Source organism: Phyllobacterium trifolii (assembly GCF_014192095.1).
In the GTDB taxonomy this organism is placed as follows: domain Bacteria; phylum Pseudomonadota; class Alphaproteobacteria; order Rhizobiales; family Rhizobiaceae; genus Phyllobacterium; species Phyllobacterium trifolii.
Window position 1 is genome coordinate 56,625 of sequence record NZ_JACHXN010000004.1, and the last position, 18,808, is coordinate 75,432.

General features: G+C 56.7%; 16 protein-coding genes. 7 read left to right on the forward strand and 9 right to left on the reverse strand.

Features of this window, described 5'->3' with window-relative positions; all coding sequences use genetic code 11:
• Window positions 1-134 precede the first annotated feature (134 nt).
• Window positions 135-3,620, forward strand: coding sequence for a carbamoyl-phosphate synthase large subunit (gene carB / locus FHS21_RS07340; RefSeq protein WP_183661558.1), 3,486 nt, complete (start codon window positions 135-137; stop codon window positions 3,618-3,620).
• A gap of 84 nt (window positions 3,621-3,704) precedes the next feature.
• Here the strand turns inward: carB and FHS21_RS07345 are convergent, their stop codons facing one another.
• Window positions 3,705-5,489 carry an ABC transporter ATP-binding protein/permease gene (locus FHS21_RS07345; RefSeq protein ID WP_112530713.1) on the reverse strand — a complete coding sequence of 595 codons (1,785 nt, stop codon included), beginning with the start codon at window positions 5,487-5,489 and terminating at the stop codon, window positions 3,705-3,707.
• 334 nt (window positions 5,490-5,823) lie between these two features.
• Between FHS21_RS07345 and FHS21_RS07350 the strand changes: the two genes are divergently transcribed.
• The gene (locus FHS21_RS07350) at window positions 5,824-6,036 is read left to right on the forward strand and encodes a cold-shock protein (RefSeq protein ID WP_106718517.1); all 213 of its coding nucleotides are present in this window, start codon (window positions 5,824-5,826) and stop codon (window positions 6,034-6,036) included.
• 75 nt (window positions 6,037-6,111) lie between these two features.
• Here the strand turns inward: FHS21_RS07350 and FHS21_RS07355 are convergent, their stop codons facing one another.
• A complete protein-coding gene (locus tag FHS21_RS07355; protein ID WP_112530712.1) occupies window positions 6,112-6,726 on the reverse strand; it encodes a glutathione S-transferase family protein in 615 nt (204 codons plus the stop codon).
• Window positions 6,727-6,984: 258 nt separating this feature from the next.
• Between FHS21_RS07355 and FHS21_RS07360 the strand changes: the two genes are divergently transcribed.
• The gene (locus tag FHS21_RS07360; protein ID WP_112530711.1) at window positions 6,985-8,187 is read left to right on the forward strand and encodes a pyridoxal phosphate-dependent aminotransferase; all 1,203 of its coding nucleotides are present in this window, start codon (window positions 6,985-6,987) and stop codon (window positions 8,185-8,187) included.
• A gap of 444 nt (window positions 8,188-8,631) precedes the next feature.
• Here the strand turns inward: FHS21_RS07360 and FHS21_RS07365 are convergent, their stop codons facing one another.
• Window positions 8,632-9,528, reverse strand: coding sequence for a LysR family transcriptional regulator (locus FHS21_RS07365; protein WP_112530710.1), 897 nt, complete (start codon window positions 9,526-9,528; stop codon window positions 8,632-8,634).
• A 60-nt stretch (window positions 9,529-9,588) separates the two neighbouring features.
• Entirely contained in the window at window positions 9,589-10,563 is a 975-nt protein-coding gene (gene trxB, locus FHS21_RS07370) for a thioredoxin-disulfide reductase (protein ID WP_112530709.1), read from the reverse strand.
• A gap of 260 nt (window positions 10,564-10,823) precedes the next feature.
• Between trxB and FHS21_RS07375 the strand changes: the two genes are divergently transcribed.
• A complete protein-coding gene (locus tag FHS21_RS07375; RefSeq protein WP_112530708.1) occupies window positions 10,824-11,294 on the forward strand; it encodes an Lrp/AsnC family transcriptional regulator in 471 nt (156 codons plus the stop codon).
• On the opposite strand, the gene FHS21_RS07380 is transcribed toward FHS21_RS07375, so the two are convergent.
• Genes FHS21_RS07380 through greA form a run of 3 tightly spaced genes read right to left on the reverse strand, consistent with a single transcriptional unit; the run spans window position 11,291 to window position 13,556 of the window.
• Entirely contained in the window at window positions 11,291-12,019 is a 729-nt protein-coding gene (locus tag FHS21_RS07380; RefSeq protein ID WP_183661560.1) for a glycosyltransferase family 25 protein, read from the reverse strand. The genes FHS21_RS07375 and FHS21_RS07380 overlap by 4 nt on opposite strands.
• Complete coding sequence (locus FHS21_RS07385; protein WP_112530706.1) at window positions 12,016-13,077, reverse strand: glycosyltransferase family 4 protein; 1,062 nt, start codon at window positions 13,075-13,077, stop codon at window positions 12,016-12,018. Before FHS21_RS07385 ends, FHS21_RS07380 begins: the two co-directional genes overlap by 4 nt.
• A gap of 5 nt (window positions 13,078-13,082) precedes the next feature.
• Window positions 13,083-13,556, reverse strand: a complete 474-nt coding sequence (gene greA, locus FHS21_RS07390) for a transcription elongation factor GreA (RefSeq protein WP_112530705.1) — start codon at window positions 13,554-13,556, stop codon at window positions 13,083-13,085.
• Window positions 13,557-13,846: 290 nt separating this feature from the next.
• Between greA and FHS21_RS07395 the strand changes: the two genes are divergently transcribed.
• Both FHS21_RS07395 and FHS21_RS07400 read left to right on the forward strand, forming a co-directional pair.
• A complete protein-coding gene (locus tag FHS21_RS07395) occupies window positions 13,847-14,983 on the forward strand; it encodes a PQQ-dependent sugar dehydrogenase (protein ID WP_112530704.1) in 1,137 nt (378 codons plus the stop codon).
• 63 nt (window positions 14,984-15,046) lie between these two features.
• Window positions 15,047-15,967 carry a DMT family transporter gene (locus FHS21_RS07400; RefSeq protein WP_312879851.1) on the forward strand — a complete coding sequence of 307 codons (921 nt, stop codon included), beginning with the start codon at window positions 15,047-15,049 and terminating at the stop codon, window positions 15,965-15,967.
• A 2-nt stretch (window positions 15,968-15,969) separates the two neighbouring features.
• Here FHS21_RS07400 and FHS21_RS07405 read toward each other — a convergent pair whose 3' ends face one another.
• A complete protein-coding gene (locus FHS21_RS07405) occupies window positions 15,970-16,320 on the reverse strand; it encodes a DMT family protein (RefSeq protein ID WP_112530703.1) in 351 nt (116 codons plus the stop codon).
• 192 nt (window positions 16,321-16,512) lie between these two features.
• Between FHS21_RS07405 and FHS21_RS07410 the strand changes: the two genes are divergently transcribed.
• Complete coding sequence (locus tag FHS21_RS07410; protein WP_112530702.1) at window positions 16,513-17,511, forward strand: extensin-like domain-containing protein; 999 nt, start codon at window positions 16,513-16,515, stop codon at window positions 17,509-17,511.
• Here FHS21_RS07410 and FHS21_RS07415 read toward each other — a convergent pair.
• On the reverse strand, window positions 17,508-18,698 hold the full coding sequence (locus FHS21_RS07415; RefSeq protein WP_312879852.1) for a low temperature requirement protein A: 1,191 nt from the start codon (window positions 18,696-18,698) through the stop codon (window positions 17,508-17,510). The genes FHS21_RS07410 and FHS21_RS07415 overlap by 4 nt on opposite strands.
• Window positions 18,699-18,808: the final 110 nt, after the last annotated feature.

Consider the following 18,808-nt stretch of genomic DNA (forward strand, 5'->3'; position numbering starts at 1 on the left):
GCGTTTTTGGGGTTACACAATGCGCTTCCTTTGCCTATAAGGCAGCCTTAGCCTCGCATTTGGAATTATATGCCTGCCCGTACGGTCAAAACCGTGCGGTTTTTTGTGCAGACCGCTATTGATAGGAACCGAACATGCCAAAACGCACCGACATCAAATCTATTCTGATCATCGGCGCAGGTCCGATCATCATCGGTCAGGCATGCGAATTCGATTATTCCGGCACACAGGCCTGCAAAGCACTGAAGGAAGAGGGTTATCGCGTTATCCTCGTCAACTCCAATCCGGCAACGATCATGACCGATCCGGAATTGGCGGACGCGACTTACATCGAGCCGATCACCCCGGAAGTTGTTGCCAAAATCATCGCGAAGGAGCGCCCGGACGCGCTGCTGCCGACGATGGGCGGACAGACTGCGCTCAACACCGCACTGTCGCTTCGTCGCATGGGCGTACTTGATCGCTACAATGTCGAGATGATCGGCGCCAATGCCGAGGCTATTGATAAGGCCGAGGACCGCGCGCTTTTCCGCGAGGCGATGGCCAAGATCGGTCTCGAAACGCCTAAATCCATGTTGGCCAATGCCACCGAAGTCAAGGACCACGACCGCAAGTTGCACCAGGAGCAGCGCGAAGCCGTGAAAGCCAGATATTCCGGCGCCGAACTCGACGCGGCTTTGGACAAGCTTGAGACCGAGTGGCAGCTCGGCGAAGGCGACCGCAAGCAGCGCTATGTTTCCCATGCGCTGGGCATGGCCGGTGCGGCGCTCGATCACGTCGGGCTTCCCGCCATCATCCGCCCGTCCTTCACCATGGGCGGTACCGGTGGCGGCATCGCCTATAATCGCACCGAGTTCTACGAGATTATTGGCAGCGGACTCGATGCGTCGCCGACGACTGAAGTTCTGATCGAAGAATCCGTCCTTGGCTGGAAGGAATATGAGATGGAGGTTGTCCGCGACAAGGCGGATAACTGCATCATCATCTGCTCCATCGAAAACATCGATCCGATGGGCGTCCATACCGGCGACTCCATCACCGTCGCCCCTGCCTTGACCCTGACGGACAAGGAATACCAGATCATGCGCAACGCCTCGATCGCGGTGCTACGCGAGATTGGCGTTGAAACCGGCGGCTCGAATGTACAGTTCGCAGTCAATCCGGAAAATGGCCGTCTGATCGTCATCGAAATGAACCCGCGCGTGTCACGTTCATCGGCGTTGGCGTCAAAGGCAACAGGCTTCCCGATCGCCAAGATCGCGGCGAAACTTGCCGTCGGTTACACGCTCGACGAGCTCGACAACGACATTACCGGCGGAGCCACCCCTGCTTCGTTCGAGCCTTCCATTGACTATGTCGTCACCAAGATCCCGCGCTTCGCTTTCGAAAAGTTCCCCGGCGCCGAACCGACGCTGACGACTGCGATGAAATCGGTCGGCGAAGTCATGGCCATTGGCCGCACCTTCAAGGAATCGCTGCAAAAAGCGCTACGCGGTCTTGAGACTGGTCTCACGGGTCTCGATGAAATTGCTATCCCCGGTCTTGGCGAAGGCAATGACAACAATGCCATCCGTGCCGCCATCGGTGTGCCGACACCGGACCGCCTGCGTATGGTCGGCCAGGCCCTGCGTCTTGGTCTCTCTGTCGAGGAAGTTCACGAAGGCTGCAAGATCGATTCATGGTTCCTGGAACAGATGGCGGAGATTGTCGCGACGGAAGAACGCGTGCGGGAACATGGCCTGCCGCAGGATGCGCAGAACCTGCGTATGTTGAAAGGCATGGGCTTTTCCGATGCGCGCCTTGCCAGCCTTGCCAGAATCGAACCCAGCGAAGTCACCAAGCTGCGCCACAAGCTCGATGTTCATCCGGTCTTCAAGCGTATTGACACCTGCGCCGCCGAATTTGCTTCACCGACCGCCTACATGTACTCGACCTATGAAGTGCCGTTCGCCGGAGCGCTCGCCTCCGAAGCGCAAGTCTCCGATCGAAAGAAAGTTGTCATCCTTGGCGGCGGCCCGAACCGCATTGGCCAGGGCATCGAGTTCGACTATTGCTGCTGCCATGCCGCATTTGCCCTGCGTGATGCAGGCTACGAAGCCATCATGATCAACTGCAATCCGGAGACTGTCTCAACGGATTACGATACGTCGGACCGGCTCTATTTCGAACCGCTGACAGCCGAAGATGTACTGGAGATCCTGCGCGCCGAACAGACGGCTGGAACGCTGCACGGTGTCATCGTCCAGTTTGGCGGTCAGACTCCGCTGAAGCTTGCGGATGCCCTTGAGAAAGCCGGCATCCCGATCCTCGGCACCTCCCCCGATGCGATCGATCTTGCTGAAGATCGCGACCGGTTCCAGAAGCTCCTGATCAAACTCGACCTTGCCCAGCCGAAAAATGGCATCGCCTATTCTGTTGAACAGGCCCGCACCATTGCCGGCGAGCTCGGCTTTCCGCTCGTCGTTCGCCCGTCCTATGTTTTGGGCGGCCGCGCCATGCAGATCATCCACGACGAACGCGGCCTGCAGAGTTACCTCCTCGATACGGTGCCGGAACTCGTGCCCGAGGATATCAAGCAGAAATATCCGAACGACAAGACCGGCCAGATCAACACGCTGCTCGGCAAAAACCCGCTTCTTTTCGACCGTTACCTGAGCGAAGCAATCGAGGTCGATGTCGACTGCCTCTGCGACGGCAAGAATACGTGGATTTCCGGAATCATGGAGCATATCGAAGAGGCCGGTATCCATTCGGGCGACAGCGCCTGTTCGCTTCCGGTGCACTCGCTTTCGGCAGAAACTGTTGCCGAACTCGAAAAGCAAACCGCTGCGCTCGCCAAATCGCTCAATGTCGTCGGCCTGATGAATGTGCAATACGCCATCAAGAACGGCACGATCTATGTGCTCGAAGTCAATCCGCGTGCCTCACGCACAGTGCCGTTCGTCGCCAAGACCATCGGCACGCCGATTGCCAAGGTTGCGGCGCGTATCATGGCTGGCGAAACATTGGACCAAGCACTGGCCAATTATGGCGGCAAGCCTTCGACCACGGCGCGCAAACACATCGCGGTAAAAGAAGCCGTGTTCCCTTTCGCGCGTTTCCCCGGCGTCGACACATTGCTCGGACCGGAAATGCGCTCGACCGGCGAAGTCATGGGGCTCGACTACGATTATGCCTTGGCCTTCGCCAAGTCACAGCTTGGTGCCGGTGTCGACCTGCCGCGCGACGGAACGCTGTTCGTATCGGTGCGTGACGAGGACAAGCAACGCATTCTCGCGCCCGTAAAACGTCTGGCGGCGTTGGGGTTCAAAATTCTCGCCACCGGCGGCACAGCCCGCTTCCTCGGCGAAAACGGTGTCGAAGCCCAAAAAATCAACAAGGTGCAGGAAGGCCGCCCGCATGTGGAGGATGCCATCCGCAACCGTCAGGTGCAATTGGTTTTCAACACTACCGACAGTGCCAAGGCGATCTCGGATTCGAAGTCGCTGCGCCGTGCAACGTTGATGCAGAAGGTGCCCTATTACACAACGCTGTCGGGAGCCGATGCCGTCGCCGAAGCCATCGCCGCGCTGAAGGCCGGATCGCTGGAGGTCAGACCGCTGCAGGATTATTTCCGCTGATCGTGCAGTCCGGGCGCAGTTTACGGGCCTAGACGCTGAGTAAGCTGGCCTCCGCGGTGATTGAACACGACCAAACGGCTGTGGTCAAACGCCTGCAATACCCTCTTCTTCCAGTCCATGGCCGGATGGATCGCTGACGAAATGCAGCACCTTGGAGAAGACATGGTCGTTTTTGTCCTCGCGCCCGATATGGACAACTGTTGATTTGGCCAGGTCATCGCGCAGCACAGCGGTAACCCGTTCGTAGGCGTCCTTCTCCATACCATCCAGCGCCTCATCGATTACGACCCAGGTCGGTTTATGCAGTTTGAGCCGCGCGAAAGCGAGAGACTGCTGTTCATCGTCACTCAATTCCCTGTCCCAGCGTGCCTTGAAGTCGAGCATCGGTTCGAGACGGGTCAAGCCCAGCTCGTGTAGCGCCGAAACTAGTTCCTCATCGGAAAATCCATCTTTACCGACAGGGTAGGACATCGCCTCACGCAGGCTGCCCGGAGGGAAATACGGCAGGCGCGGCATGAAAAGGATGTTGGTGTTGCCGGGCAGACTGACTGTGCCTGCCCCCCACGGCCAGAGGCCCGCCATGGCACGAAAGAGCAGGGTTCTGTCGATCCCGGGTTCGCTCGTGATCAACACACGCTCGCCCTCCTTGACCACGGCCTTCTTCTCCTTCAGGCGAACCGTCTCGCGCGGGGCGGTGATCTTCAGTTTGTCAAGGACGATCTGGTTTGTCTCTGACTGCGTGAACTTGATCCGTTGTTCGACGCTGTTGTTGATGTCGGTCGCCTGCACGGCCTGCCGGAACGAGGTCACGCGCAACAGCGTGGCACGCCAGTCGGCGATGGCGCCGAAATTATTGACGAACCATTTCAAGGCATCATGCACCTGGTTGAACGCGCCGATTGCCGCCATCAAACCGCCAAAGGACAGGTTTCCAGCAAAGTAGACAGGTGCTGCCACGAGAATGGGCGCGACAATGGTGATCCAGCCATAACCGGACGTGACCCAGGTCAGCTGTGTCAGCGCCGTAACCAGCAAGCGGATTGCCGCGAGGAGGCTGTCGATATCAAAGCCAATCCGGCGATTCTCGTCAGCCTCTCCCCTATAAAGCGAGATGGCATCGATATGCTCGTTGACTCGCATCAGCGAGAAACGCAGCTCGGACTCTTTCTGGTAGCGGTCCGCATTGTACCGGATCAATTTACGTCCGACGAGCCAGCTCAGCCACGATGCAGAGGCGGCATAAAGGATAGCTGCCCAAACCATGTAACCAGGGATGGAAAAGCTATAACCATAGACATTGAACACGAAACCACTGGAAAACGTCCATAGCACGCCGATGAAGCTCACCAGCAATATCGTGGCCTGCAACAATCCAAACCCGAGATCAGTCGACATTTCCGAAAGATGCCGCGCATCTTCATGCAGACGCTGGTCGGGGTTGACGCCAATTGGTCCAGAATTTGAAAGTTTGAACGCCCGGCGCGGTTCCAGCCATTCACCGACCAGATCGCGGGTCAGTCCCTCGCGCAGCTTCAACCGCGTCATCTGGTTCAGCCAGGTTTGTGCGACGTTGAAAACGAGAAGAACCGAAGCGATTGCGAAAAACACCATCAGCTGGTCGACAAATGCCGGGAAATCACGTCGCGACAATGAATCGTAAAAAGGGACATTCCAGCGGTTCAGCAGTACCTGGCCCGCTGATGTGACGATGATGATACTGACGACGCCGAGAATCATCAGAATCAGCCGATTACGGACCGGCGATATCCAGTAGATATCCAAAATCACGCGCAACTGGGAGAGCAGCCCTGCTTCCACTTCGCCCGCGACGGAGGTAGCTGTGGATCGGCTTGGTTTCTGCTCCGCCATGAGTCACCCCCCGTGGACGACCGCGATTCGGCCAGTTCACATTAGCATCTACTATGAAAACACGTCGGACAGTGTGCTGAAATTCAACAAGGAATGTAGGGCCAAAATTTGCCTATGCAACCCGCCGCACTTAACCCTGACGATAAACCCATTCCAATATGGCTTGTTTTGGGGCAAATTCTGTCATATGTAATCCGCATCGATTTTATCGGTCGAGTGACTTTGCGACCTGCGTAACCTGTTGCGCTTCCTGATGAACTCCATTGCATAGGTTCGATTCCCTGGGCCGCAAATGTGCTTGCTGCCTGTCTTATATATCTGAAAGGAATTTCCCATGGCTACGGGAACAGTGAAATGGTTCAACGGCACCAAGGGCTACGGTTTCATCCAGCCTGATACTGGCGGTGCAGACGTATTCGTCCATATCTCCGCTGTTGAACGCGCAGGTTTGCGCGGTCTCAATGATGGCCAGAAGGTCAATTACGAGATCGTACAGGACCGTCGTTCGGGCAAGTCGTCCGCTGACAACCTTAGCGTTGCTGGCTAATCCACATACGGGAATCGTCTGATTTCTGAACGCACAAGAGTTTAAAAGGCGGGATTTATCCCGCCTTTTTCGTTTTCAGTCTGGCAGCCATGTGATCGGAACGTGGCCCTCGTCGCCCGCGACGCGGCTCAGCCATTTTGCCACGGATGGATAGGCGGCGAGGTCGTATCCGCCGCGATTGGCTTCGTGGGTATAGGCATAGAGTGCTATATCGGCGAGGCTGATATGACTGCCTGTGAAATACGGCGTCTTCTGCAGTTGGTTTTCCATTACAAGCAATGCCTTGTTGCCGCCTTCCAGTGTTGCCGCCAGGCGCTCGGGCGTCGCATCCTTTGCCCGCTCCGGATAGACTAGCAACGCCCGGCGAACGGCGATATTCGGCTCATGCGTGTATTGTTCGAAGAACAGCCATTGATACATCAAGGCGCGCTCGTACGAATCCTCGGGAACAAAGCGACTGCCTTCCGCCAAATGAAGCAGAATGGCATTCGATTCTGCAAGAAACCGTCCGTCGTCGAACTCGAGCAACGGCACCTTGCCGTTTGGATTCTTCGCCATGAATTCAGGTTTTCGGGTTGAACCATCGGTTGAAGAAATCGAAATGTGCTCGAAAGGCATCGCCAATTTCGCCATCAAAAGCCGCGGCTTGTAGCAGTTTCCTGAATCAGGCTGTGAATAAAGTCTTGGCATGGTAGCGGTCTCCTGAGAGCGTCGGTGCGGGCACACAAATGACGGCTTGGTTGGCGGGCGACTATTCCCACGACGAGCCGATATGTCCAATCATTTTGATTGAAGCATCCTTCAAACATTGCTGATGTATTCGGCATTCGATGCCACACCCTGCACAGAAACTGCATAATGTGAAGTCCCGCAAGTATGCTTTTGCTTGCGATTCGGCCGCCATTGCGACATAGCAGGCCCGCAAACCCGTTTCAGGAGAACGATACCATGGCATTCCTCGCAGACGCCCTTTCCCGTGTGAAGATTTCCGCAACCATTGCGATCACCCAGAAAGCACGCGATCTGAAAGCCGAGGGCCGTGACGTCATCTCGCTGTCCGTTGGTGAGCCGGATTTCGACACCCCTGACAATGTCAAGGACGCTGCCATCGCAGCCATTCGGCGCGGCGAGACCAAGTACACCCCGGTATCCGGCATTCCCCAATTGCGCGAAGCAATTGCCCGCAAGTTCAAGCGCGAAAACGAGCTCGACTACAAGGCAAGCCAGACGATCGTTTCGACCGGCGGCAAACACGTCATCTACAACGCATTGCTCGCTACGCTGAATCCCGGCGATGAGGTGATCTGCGTCGCGCCCTACTGGGTAAGCTACCCGGAAATGGTTTCGCTATGCGGCGGAACGCCTGTCATCGTCTCCGCCATTCAGGCCAACGAGTTCAAGTTGCAGCCGGAAGATCTGGAGCGTGCCATCACGCCGAAGACCAAATGGATTATCATGAACTCACCTTCCAACCCATCCGGCGCAGCCTATAGCTGGGACGAAATGAAGAAGCTTACCGATGTCCTCGTGCGTCATCCGCATGTTTGGGTCTTGACCGACGACATGTACGAGCACCTGACCTATGGCGACTTCAAGTTCGTGACGCCAGTACAGGTTGAACCAAATCTCTATGACCGCACGCTGACAATGAACGGCGTGTCGAAAGCCTATGCTATGACCGGCTGGCGTATCGGCTATGCGGCCGGCCCGATCGAGCTGATCAAGGCCATGGATATGGTGCAGGGCCAGCAGACTTCCGGTACAAGCTCGATCTCGCAATGGGCAGCGGTAGAAGCCCTCGACGGAACACAGGCGCATTTGCCGGTCTTCAAAAAGGCATTCGAAGGCCGTCGCGATCTCATCGTTTCGATGCTCAACCAGACCAACTTCCTCGAATGCCCAAAGCCGGAGGGTGCATTCTACGTCTATCCCTCTTGCGCGGCTGCGATCGGCAAGACGGCGCCATCCGGCAAGGTCATAGAGAACGATGAGGATTTCGTCAGCGAACTGCTTTCAACGGAAGCCGTGGCTGCCGTGCATGGATCGGCATTTGGCCTCGGACCGAATTTCCGCATCTCCTACGCTACCTCTGACGCCAATCTCGAAGAAGCCGGAAAACGGATCCAGCGTTTCTGCGCCAACCTTCGCTAAGAAGATCACCAGATAAAATCGAGGGGCCTGATGGCCCCCTTTTTTTAACATTGGCAACGTGCGGGATACCGCGATAGAGCGTATCCGTCGTCGACGTAGCAGCCTGCAATTTTTTAAACATACCCCAGAAAAGAAAAGAGGCCGGACAATTGCCCGGCCTTAAGTTTTGAAGGTGCCGTTTCCGGCTATACCTCCAGAGGGGAACACTTGCGGGCGCGCAATGGGAGGAGGAGACGCACCGGCAAGTGATGTGGATATGAGCCCTTTACGCTGTCTCGCAACATCCAATTGTGCATCGCACCCATGCGTTTGGTGCATACCGGCGAAATCAAGGGAAATGTTGGAATTGCAGGTGTGAAATGTCGGTGACGCGGGCAAAATCATGCTGCAAAGCAGCACGAGATTGGAAAGAAAAACTTTTCGGAAAATGTCGAAATAGCTGGTCTAATAGGACCACGTACGCGCTTTCGAGAAAAGAAAATCTCGAAACACGTGCAATTTAGCGGCGTTTTTGATTCCCTCGGGATAGCAAAAGAACGTGTCGAAGGATGGCAATTCCATCTCCGGCAAGAGCCGGACCAGCGTTGAATCCTTTTCCACCATATAGTCAGGCAGCACGCCGATGCCGACGCCCTTTTGTATGGCGCGCTTGATCGACAGGAGGTTGTTGATCTGCAGGACAGCGGGTCTCAGATTGCCATCCGTCCGACCGATCACCTCCAGCCAGTTGAGATTGGTGAGATAGGACGGCGCAGGCTCACCGAAACTGACAATGCGATGGGTATCGATTTCCTCGATACTTTCGATCTTGCCATACTTGGCGATATAGGCCGGTGAAGCATAGACATGCATGTGCACGGTAAAGAGCCGCCGCTGGATCAGGTCCGGCTGCTGCGGCTGACGCAGGCGAATAGCGCAATCCGCGTGACGCATCGTCAGATCAAGCTCTTCGTTGTCAAAAAGCAACTGCAGTTGAACTTCCGGATAAAGCTCGATGAATTCCTGCACGCGCTCGATAAGCCAGCCCGAACCAAGGCCGACCGTTGTCGTCACGCGCAATTTGCCCGACGGCCTGTCCTTGCTCTCTGTCAGGCGAGAGCGGACATTCTCCAGCTTCATAAGGACTTCATGGGCGGTACGGTAGAGCACTTCGCCCTGCTCAGTCAGGATAAGACCGCGAGCATGACGGTGGAACAGCGGAACGCCAACATCCTGCTCAAGCGCACTGACTTGACGGGAAATAGCCGATTGCGACAGATGCAGCGTCTCGGCGGCATGGGTAAAGGACCCCGCCTCCGCTGCAGCATGGAATATTCGCAATTTGTCCCAATCAAGCGACATCGCGCAGTCTCTCCCCCATTCCGGCCACGCACATCGAGACCGGCTCTAAATTAACGGCTGCTATTCGGCAGCTTGACGCACTGGTTCCTGCGCAGCCAGCCAACGCTCGGCCTCAAGAGCTGCCATGCAGCCCATGCCCGCAGCGGTGACCGCCTGACGATAAATGTCATCCGTAACGTCACCGGCTGCGAAGACGCCCGGTACATCCGTTGCGGTAGAATCGGCTGCGGTCCAGAGATAGCCATTCGGCTTATGTTTGAGTTGCCCCTTGAAAAGCTCAACCGCCGGCGCGTGACCAATGGCGACGAAAACGCCATGGGTTGCCAATTCCGTGGTCTCGCCCGTTTTCACATTCTTCAGGCGTATGCCCGACACCGATGCAGGCATCGGCGCCTGGGCTACTGTTCCCGTAATTTCGTCTACGACGTTATCCCAGATGATTTTGACATTTTCTTTGGCGAACAGGCGGTCCTGCAGAATTTTCTCCGCGCGAAAATGATCGCGGCGATGCACGATCGTGACCGATTTGGCAAGGTTTGCGAGATAAAGCGCTTCCTCGACAGCGGTATTACCCCCGCCAACGACCACCACGTCCTTGTTGCGGTAGAAGAAGCCATCGCAGGTGGCACAGGCAGATACGCCGAATCCCATGAAGGTCTGCTCCGTTGGAATGCCTAGCCATTTCGCTTGCGCACCCGTCGCGATGATCAGCGCATCGCATGTGTATTGCGTGCCGCCGTCACCGATAAGCCGGAACGGCCGCACGGAGAGATCCACTTCCGTGATGATGTCGTGGACAATCTCGGTGCCAACATGTTCGGCCTGGATGCGCATCTGCTCCATCATCCATGGGCCTTGCACCGTATCGGCATAGCCCGGATAATTTTCCACGTCGGTCGTGATCATCAACTGGCCACCCTGCTGCAGGCCGGCGACGATGACGGGCTTCAGGTTTGCACGAGCCGCATAGATCGCCGCGGTATAACCCGCGGGACCGGAACCGATGATAAGAACGGGCACATGGCGCTGTGACATGACTAGACCTTGAAGTAATATGTGTTCGACATACAAGAGATGGCACGACCACCATGCTCTTTCAATGACTATAAAGTAGTGGTTCAGCACCCTTTGTTGCAAGGTCTTCGCTCAACATAGACGGGTTAGCCACAGCTTGTGGCGGAAGAGCGGCGTTTCTAGGAGATTTGTGGAACCTGTTTGCAACCGTAACGGGATGTGATTACACAGCATGGGGAATCGCCTATGGTGACCGCAATTCTCTTGGGACAGGATGGAATATGCCTTTGAAGGCGGATCTCGACGCGATCGACTGGAAAATCCTGAAACAATTGCAGGACAATGGCCGCATCACCAATGTGGAACTGGCGGAGCGTGTCGGCATATCGGCACCGCCGTGCCTGCGCCGTGTTCGCAAGCTCGAAGAAGCCGGCATCATCCAGGGTTATCGCGCGATCTTGAACGGCGCGATCCTCGGCCAGGATATCGTCGCATTCTGCATGATCCGCCTGCACCGCCAGTCTGATGCCGATCTGAAGAACTTCGCCGAAAAGACCAAGCATTGGACACTGGTGCGCCGCGCCTGGATGGTTTCCGGCGAGTCGGACTTCCTGCTGCATTGCGTCTCGAGTGATCTGAGTACGTTCCAGAATTTCGTCATCGAAGAATTGACTTCGACGCCCAACGTCGATTCCGTGCGCACATCCCTGACGATCCGTTCGGTCAAGAACGAACCGTTGATGGTGCTTTAACGGCGTAGCTTGTCGTAGAGGTAAAGCGTCGCGCGATACCAGGGGCGCAGGATTTCCCGCTTCAGCCTGCCAGCAAAAGTCTTGTTCTTGCCCTGAACGACCGACCCGCCGAGATCGAAATCGATCTCGCGAATGGTGATTGGCCGCGCTGACAATACGCGGACGGGATGGAGCCAGCGCATCTGGATCGTCGTATCGACAGGCCGGTCAAATCGTTCCGTTGCCGCAAGAAGCGCAATCGCCGCCTCACGTCCGACGAGTTGCATCTGCATCCCCAGTCCGGGAAGTTCCGGTTCCATGATGCTGTTGGCGCCAACGCGCGCGATTTCAATCCCCGCCTCACCTCTCGGCCAGCGGGGAAAGCGGATGTAGTCGGCCGGCTGCAACCGGTCGATCGCCAGTTGCAACTGTGCCGCGAAACCGGCATCCACCTCGACATCGTCCTCGATGATGAGACCTGCGTCGAGCTTGCGATCAACAATTGCAGCCCAAGCTTTGCGATGCGACAGAAAACAGGCGACCTCGGATTTCCGCAGTTCGAACGGGTAGTACGGACTGTGCAGCGAGCGGGCATAGACGGCGGCAATATCACCCTCGCCCATTGCGAGCGCGTCCACCGCATCGACGATCTCCGCCTTCACCGGCAAGCGCTCGACCAGTCCGCGGACATGCTCGCCGCGCTGTGCCGCGCGCTCGAGATGGATGATGAAAGCCGTAACACTCACGATTTCAACCCGGCAGCGAAAAGCTGCTCGTAGACTTCGCCGATACGGCCGGCCTCCTTCTGCAGCGGAAAGTTCTGGCGAACATGGGCAAGCGCCAGCTTCCCCGCCTCTTCACACATCTCCGGATCGGCGAGGTAAGGTGCGATCGCCTGTTCCAGCGCGAGCCCGTCACCCGCCGCAACGACAGTTCCCGTCTCCGGTTCGATCATCTCGGCATAGGCCCCGGCATCACTCGCAACCACCGCGGTCTGCGAGGCCATCGCCTCAAGCGGTGTCAAGCCGAAGCCCTCATTGCGGGATGGCGCAACGTAGAGGGTCATCCTGCGATACCAAAGGCGCACATCGGGAACCTCTCCCAGAAACAGGATACGATCGCCAAGCCCGGCTTTCGTAATCTTGTCACGGAGTGCCTGTTCAAAACTCTTGTACTCCGCAGTCGTGCGGCCAGTCATGACCGCCGTCCATTGCGGGTGCTGCGGAAGCAAATTGATCATTGCATCAACGAAGAGATCTGTGCCCTTCGAAGGCCGGATGCGGCCCGAACAACCGACCAGAAATTGCCCCGGAAGGCCCGAAGCTGCAAATCTGTCCTGATTGTCCTGCGGTGGATGAAACAGTTCGGTATCGATACCGTGCATTATGACGGCGTGGGGCACCTTCAGGAAACTACCGGACTTTCCGCTCGTGGCGATGACTGCGTCCATTCGCCGGATCAGCCATTTGGTAAAAGGCTGATGATCGCGCTGGGCGGCGGATGTAAACAACAGCCGCAACTTCATGCGCAGGACATGGCGCATGAGAATGCCGGCGATCATTTCATTGTTGCGGCGCGCGTGCCAGATACGAAATGGTCTCGTCCTCGGCTTGAACCAGAGCCCGGGGAGCGACGTCCAGCCAATGCTCGGCAGCTCCGCGGGCAATCCGGGGCCCATGGTGACAATGTTGAGACCATTGGCCCGCTGTAGCGGGATCAGTTGAATGATCGTCGAAGTGACTCCGGAAAGCTTTCGCTTGAAATTCGGAGCGATCACTTCGACGCTGCTTAGGGGCTCCTGCACGAAGTCTAGAGGAACCTGAAGCCGATGATTTCGTAAGACCGGGCACCACCGGGTGCGTTGACTTCGATCGTCTCGCCTTCGCTCTTGCCGATCAGCGCGCGTGCGATGGGCGAGGAAATGGAGATGCGGCCAGCCTTGGGGTCCGCTTCCTGATCGCCGACGATCTGATATACCTTTTTCTCTTCGGTATCCTCATCGATCAGCTGGATCGTGGCGCCAAACTTGATCTTGTCGCCTGACAGCTTGGAAATATCGATGATTTCGGCGCGTGCCGTATAATCCTCGAGCTCGCCGACCCGGCCCTCATTGTGGCTCTGGGCTTCCTTGGCGGCGTGATATTCGGCGTTTTCCGAAAGGTCGCCATGGGCGCGCGCTTCCGAGATTGCCGCAATAATACGTGGACGTTCTTCCTGCTGGCGCCAGCGCAGCTCCTCCTTGAGCTTGTCGAATCCAGCCTGAGTCATCGGGACCTTTTCCATGCCCTCTCCTTTCGTAGTCAATGTCGAACGGCGATCGATCGATGCCCCTCGACACAAAAAGAAAACGGTCGCCGAAGCTCAAGACTTCGGAACCGTTCAGTCATTCGTCCCTTAATATAGCACCGATTCCGGCGAATTCACGTAGAAAGTGGAAAATGTCGCACGTCGGGAATTTGCGCAGGCAAATCAATCTCAGAGACGCGACAATTCACGTCACTGTGAGACGACCGGATTGGCGAACTATGCACAAAATGAGTTCATATCTCGAACGACAAGGAGGATCGCCATTAATGAAACAAGGACCAAAAATTGCTGCTGCGGGTCTGTTTGCCGTCTTGATGTCGATGCCCCTGACCGCTCTCGCCAAGGATTTCAAGACTGAAACGGTGACGCTCTCTGCCGAGACGATTGCAGATGGACTTGATCATCCTTGGGGCCTCGCCTTCCTGCCCGATGGCGCGCTCATCGTGACGGAGCGCGGTGGTACCATGCGGATCGTCAAAGATGGTAAAGTATCCAAGCCCGTCGCCAATGTTCCCAAGGTCGTCGTTAGAGGCGAAGGTGGTCTGCTTGATGTCGCGCTTGCGCCGGACTTTGCCAAGAGTGGAAACATCTATTTCAGCTATGCCGAACCCCGCCAGAATGGTACCGGCACCGTCATGGCGCGCGCGAGACTCGTTCGCAATGGCGACGGGGCCGAACTCGAAAATGTCTCGGTTCTGCTATCTGTAAAGCAAAGCACCAAGGGATCGGCGCATTTTGGCTCGCGTATTCTTGTTGCACCCGATGGCAAGCTTTTCGTTACGATCGGCGACCAGGGTACAATGAAGCGCTCACAAAATTTCAGGGATGAGGCGGGCTCCATACTCCGCATCAATGCGGACGGCACCATTCCGGCGGATAATCCATTCGCTGACGGCAAAAAAGGCCTGCCGCAAATCTGGTCCAAGGGCCATCGTAATCCGCAAGGGGCTGTCTGGGATCCCGTCACGGATTCATTGTTGACCGTGGAACATGGCGCCAGGGGCGGCGATGAAGTCAATCAGCCTCAGGCGGGCAAGAATTACGGCTGGCCGGTCATAACCTACGGCAAGGACTACTCGGGCGCGAAAATCGGCGTCGGAACCCGTGCGAAGGGCTATGAGCAACCGCTCTACTACTGGGACCCTTCGATCGCGCCCTCCGGGCTCGCCGTATATGAAGGATCGATGTTCCCCGAGTGGAAGGGTGACCTTCTGGCGGGTGCCCTCAAGTTCCAGATGCTCGTTCGCCTGGACCGAGATGAGAAAGGCGCAATCAAGGGTGAGGAACGGATGCTCAAGGGCGAGTTTGGCCGCGTCCGCGATGTGCGCGTAGCGTCCGATGGCTCAATTTACCTGCTCACCGATGAGGGCGATGGGAAAATCATACGGCTGACACGCGCATAACGTTTGTAGCACCCTTGCCGCCATGAACTGCAATCGCTAGACAGCGATCAAGGCGGACCTTTGATGACCGCTCCATTTCGCAGGATTCTCATGACGCATGGACGCGCCAACACTTTGCTGCTTCTTGCCGGAGCGATCTGGGGCTTCGGCTTCGTCGCCCAGTCCAGCGCAATGGGCAGCGTCGGGCCGTTCATGTTTGTTACGCTGCGTTTTTTCCTCGCCGCCCTGACCATCATGCCGCTGGCCGTTCGCGAGGCGAAGGCTGCGCCGGTGAAATTGACGCGCGCCGATTATTACGGCTTCTTTTTCATCGGTGTTCTGCTCTTTTCCGGGGCCGCGCTCCAGCAGGTCGGCATGCAGACAACGTCCGTCACCAATGCCGGCTTTCTGACCGGCCTATATGTAGTCATGGTGCCATTCCTTGGCGTCATTCTGTTTTGGCAGTGGCCCCATCCGGTTGTCTGGCCCTGCGCCTTGACGGCGCTTGCCGGCATTTATCTGTTGTCCGGAGGACATCTCGAAGGGCTGACGGCCGGTGATTTGCTCATCGTAGCCTGCGCCATATTCTGGGCGTTGCAGATTATCTTTATCAATCGCATCGGCATGAAAAGCGGCAGACCCATAAAGTTGTCGTTGGTTCAGTTCATGGTCTGCGGCTTGCTTGGCCTCGTGGCGACATTGTCCACCGAGCGCACCGAACTTTTCTCGATCCTGGCGGCCGCGCCGGAAATCCTCTTTGCGGGGGTGATCTCGTCCGGCATCGGCTTCACGCTTCAGGTGGTTGGACAGCGCTTCACTACGGCTCCGCAAGCAGCAATCATGCTGTCTTCCGAGGCACTTTTTGCGGCGCTTTTCGGCGCAATATTGTTGGGTGAGCGCATGTCGCTTCAGGGTGTGGCAGGCTGCGCCCTCATCTTCTTCGCCATGATCGCCGTCGAACTGATACCTGCTTTGCGCAAGCGGGCCGGGGTCAGGACTCAATAATCTCAAGCCTTGAAGATCAGGGTTGCGCCGCCGGCTATCAACACAAAACCGGCTACGTGCTGCCAGGTGAAGGATTCCTTCAGGTAAAATACTGAAAACAGGCTGAACACGACCAGCGTGATGACTTCCTGCATCGTTTTCAGCTCGGCCGTCGTATAAACCGTGTGACCGATGCGGTTGGCAGGAATGGCCAGCCAATATTCCATAAGCGCAATACCCCAGCTGATGAAAACCACCAGCGTGAGCGGCGCCATCGGATATTTCAAATGGCCGTACCAGGCAAAAGTCATGAACACATTCGACGCCGCAAGCAGGAAAATCGGCATGAGGTAGGGTGAAAACAGAGATGTCATGGATGGTTTCCGGGGAGGAAGGAGAAGGAAAGACAGTTGCCGCGGTGATTGCAGCAAAATCAAGCCGGGATCAACCAGCATCGGATCACATTTTCGACGCAGGTCTTAAGAGCGACGCTGACCTTTCCTTTACAATTTGCCTCTATTTTTAGCTGCATCCGCCTGCGTAAGGGGCAAAGGGGATGTGGTGACATGAGTATTGCGTTGTCGTCCGCCGTGCGTTTTAGGCACCTTTCGATCATGCTTGTCCTTTTCGCGTCGACAGCGCTGAGCAGTTGCGGCATGGGCGATGTGCGGCGACCCATGGCGGATGTTGGCAGCGGGGACACGTCAGTTGCCAGCCAATCGCTTGCAAGCGAGGAAAGCACGCAGGTCGCTCCGGAGGAAATCCAGCAGCAAGCCGCCCCGCAGTCGGGCGAATTCGCCACACAGCAGCCCGAAGTCCTTTCCGTACCGGACGCCGAACAGCAACCGGATACATCGGATAGAATTATCGTACCGGAGGCCCCGCAAGTCGCAGAGCCGAAGCCCTACTCACTGCCGGAATCCGAACCGGCCTCCGATGACGCCGAAAGCTACGGCTATGCGGGCGGGATCAGGGATCCTATTGCGCGCAGCGAAAGTGCGCTCGCCATGTCGGGCAGTGACATTGCCTGTCGCACCCAGCTTAAACAACTTGGCGTTGTGTTTCAGGAGCGGGAACCCATCAATGACGGGGGCGTCTGCAAGATCGACCACCCGCTGACCGTGAGTGGATTCGCCAGTGGACGCATCAGGCTCAAGCCGAGTGCCACGCTGAATTGCCAGATGACACTTGCTTTCGCACGTTGGGTCAAAGGCGATCTCGCACCCTCAACGCGCCTGCGTTATCTTTCCGGTATCAACACGATTCATCAGGCATCAAGCTATTCCTGCCGCACGATGAGCAACCAGCGCGGGAGAAGCATGTCGGAACATTCCAAGGGGAATGCGCTCGACATTTCGAAAATCACGCTCAACAATGGCAAGGATATCCAGGTGCAAAAGCCCGGCTGGTTCTCATTCCGCCAGCGCGGGCTGCTCAACACGGTACGCTCGGATGCCTGCGACTACTTCTCGACGGTTCTTGGTCCCGGCTACGACCGGTTCCATCGCACGCATTTCCATTTCGATCTGATGCAACGCCGGAGCGGACATCGCGCCTGCCGCTAGTGATGAACAGGGCTGTCGGCCTTCACCTGGCCAAAATACTCCCAGATCGTGACGATGATCAGAATGCCAGTGGTGAGGGAGCCGAGCACCAATGGCGACAGCCCCCCAGCAAAAAAGGCGAGTATCACGCACAGTCCCAGACCGATCATATGAGACAGTGGCGGTCTTCCCGCGATATAGAACTTGAACAGCAGATTCCCGACCAGATAAAGCGCCGTACCACCAATTGACGTCCAGATCGTTGCGGCGTCCGAATGACCCGTCGGATGCGCGAGGATAAGCTCATCCGATACGGCAACGACGATGATACCGGCCACAAGCAGAACGTGAACATAGGTGTAGGCCATCCGGGCGATCCTGCCGGGATCGTCAGTCGCCGCAATCTTGTGATGGCCGGCCGATTGGCCGACATTGAAATAGACCAGCCACATGGCAACAGATGCAACGAAGGTCGTCAGAAATGCTGAAAAGGAGATGAAATTCCATTCCTGATCGGCGAAAGTCGCGCCGGAAACGAGGATGGACTCTCCAAGTGCGATAATGACAAACAGCGCGGCCCGCTCCGCCATGTATTCACCGTCGACATCCCACTCTCCTGTCGAAGAGGCCCCGAGGCCGAATGCCCAGAAACCAAGAGCTGGGCCCACCACTTCTATTCCCAGAGCTATTGCCCAAAAGACAAGCCGATATTCCGGTTCGGCGAAACCGCCGGCAATCCAGAATGAGCCCGACACGGCGAGCCAGATCGTGATCCGCAGGTAGTTGCGGTAATTGGCCCGATTGTGGTGTCGGAGCACCCACACCATGAAAACCGACCTGCCGAGCTGCATGAAGACGAAAGCGCAGGCGAACACCAATCCGCGGGCCTCGAAGGCAGTGGGGATCGACGTCGAAAGCACAAGCCCGGCCAGCATCAGCACGAACAACATTGTGCGCACCGGCGGTGTCGCCGGATCGAGCCAATTGGTGCACCACATCGTATAGACCCAGACCCACCAGACTGCCAAAAGGAGCAGCGCGCTTTCGACGAGCCCCTTGAGGCTGAGATCATGCAGCAGCAAGTGCGATATCTGTGTGATGGCGAAGACGAATACGAGATCGAAAAAGAGTTCGACGAAGTCGACTTTCGCGCTGTTCGCATCGCCGCGCTTGCGGGAGTAGTCTTGAATTGCTCCGAAAAAAGCCACGTTTCTGCCCCAATTTTTCATACGCTTTTTGCTCAAAATGGAATGCTTTTTACCAAAAATGGAATGCTTTTTTCCCGAAGCGGCGCAGGAATTTGATCGCCACTTAATCG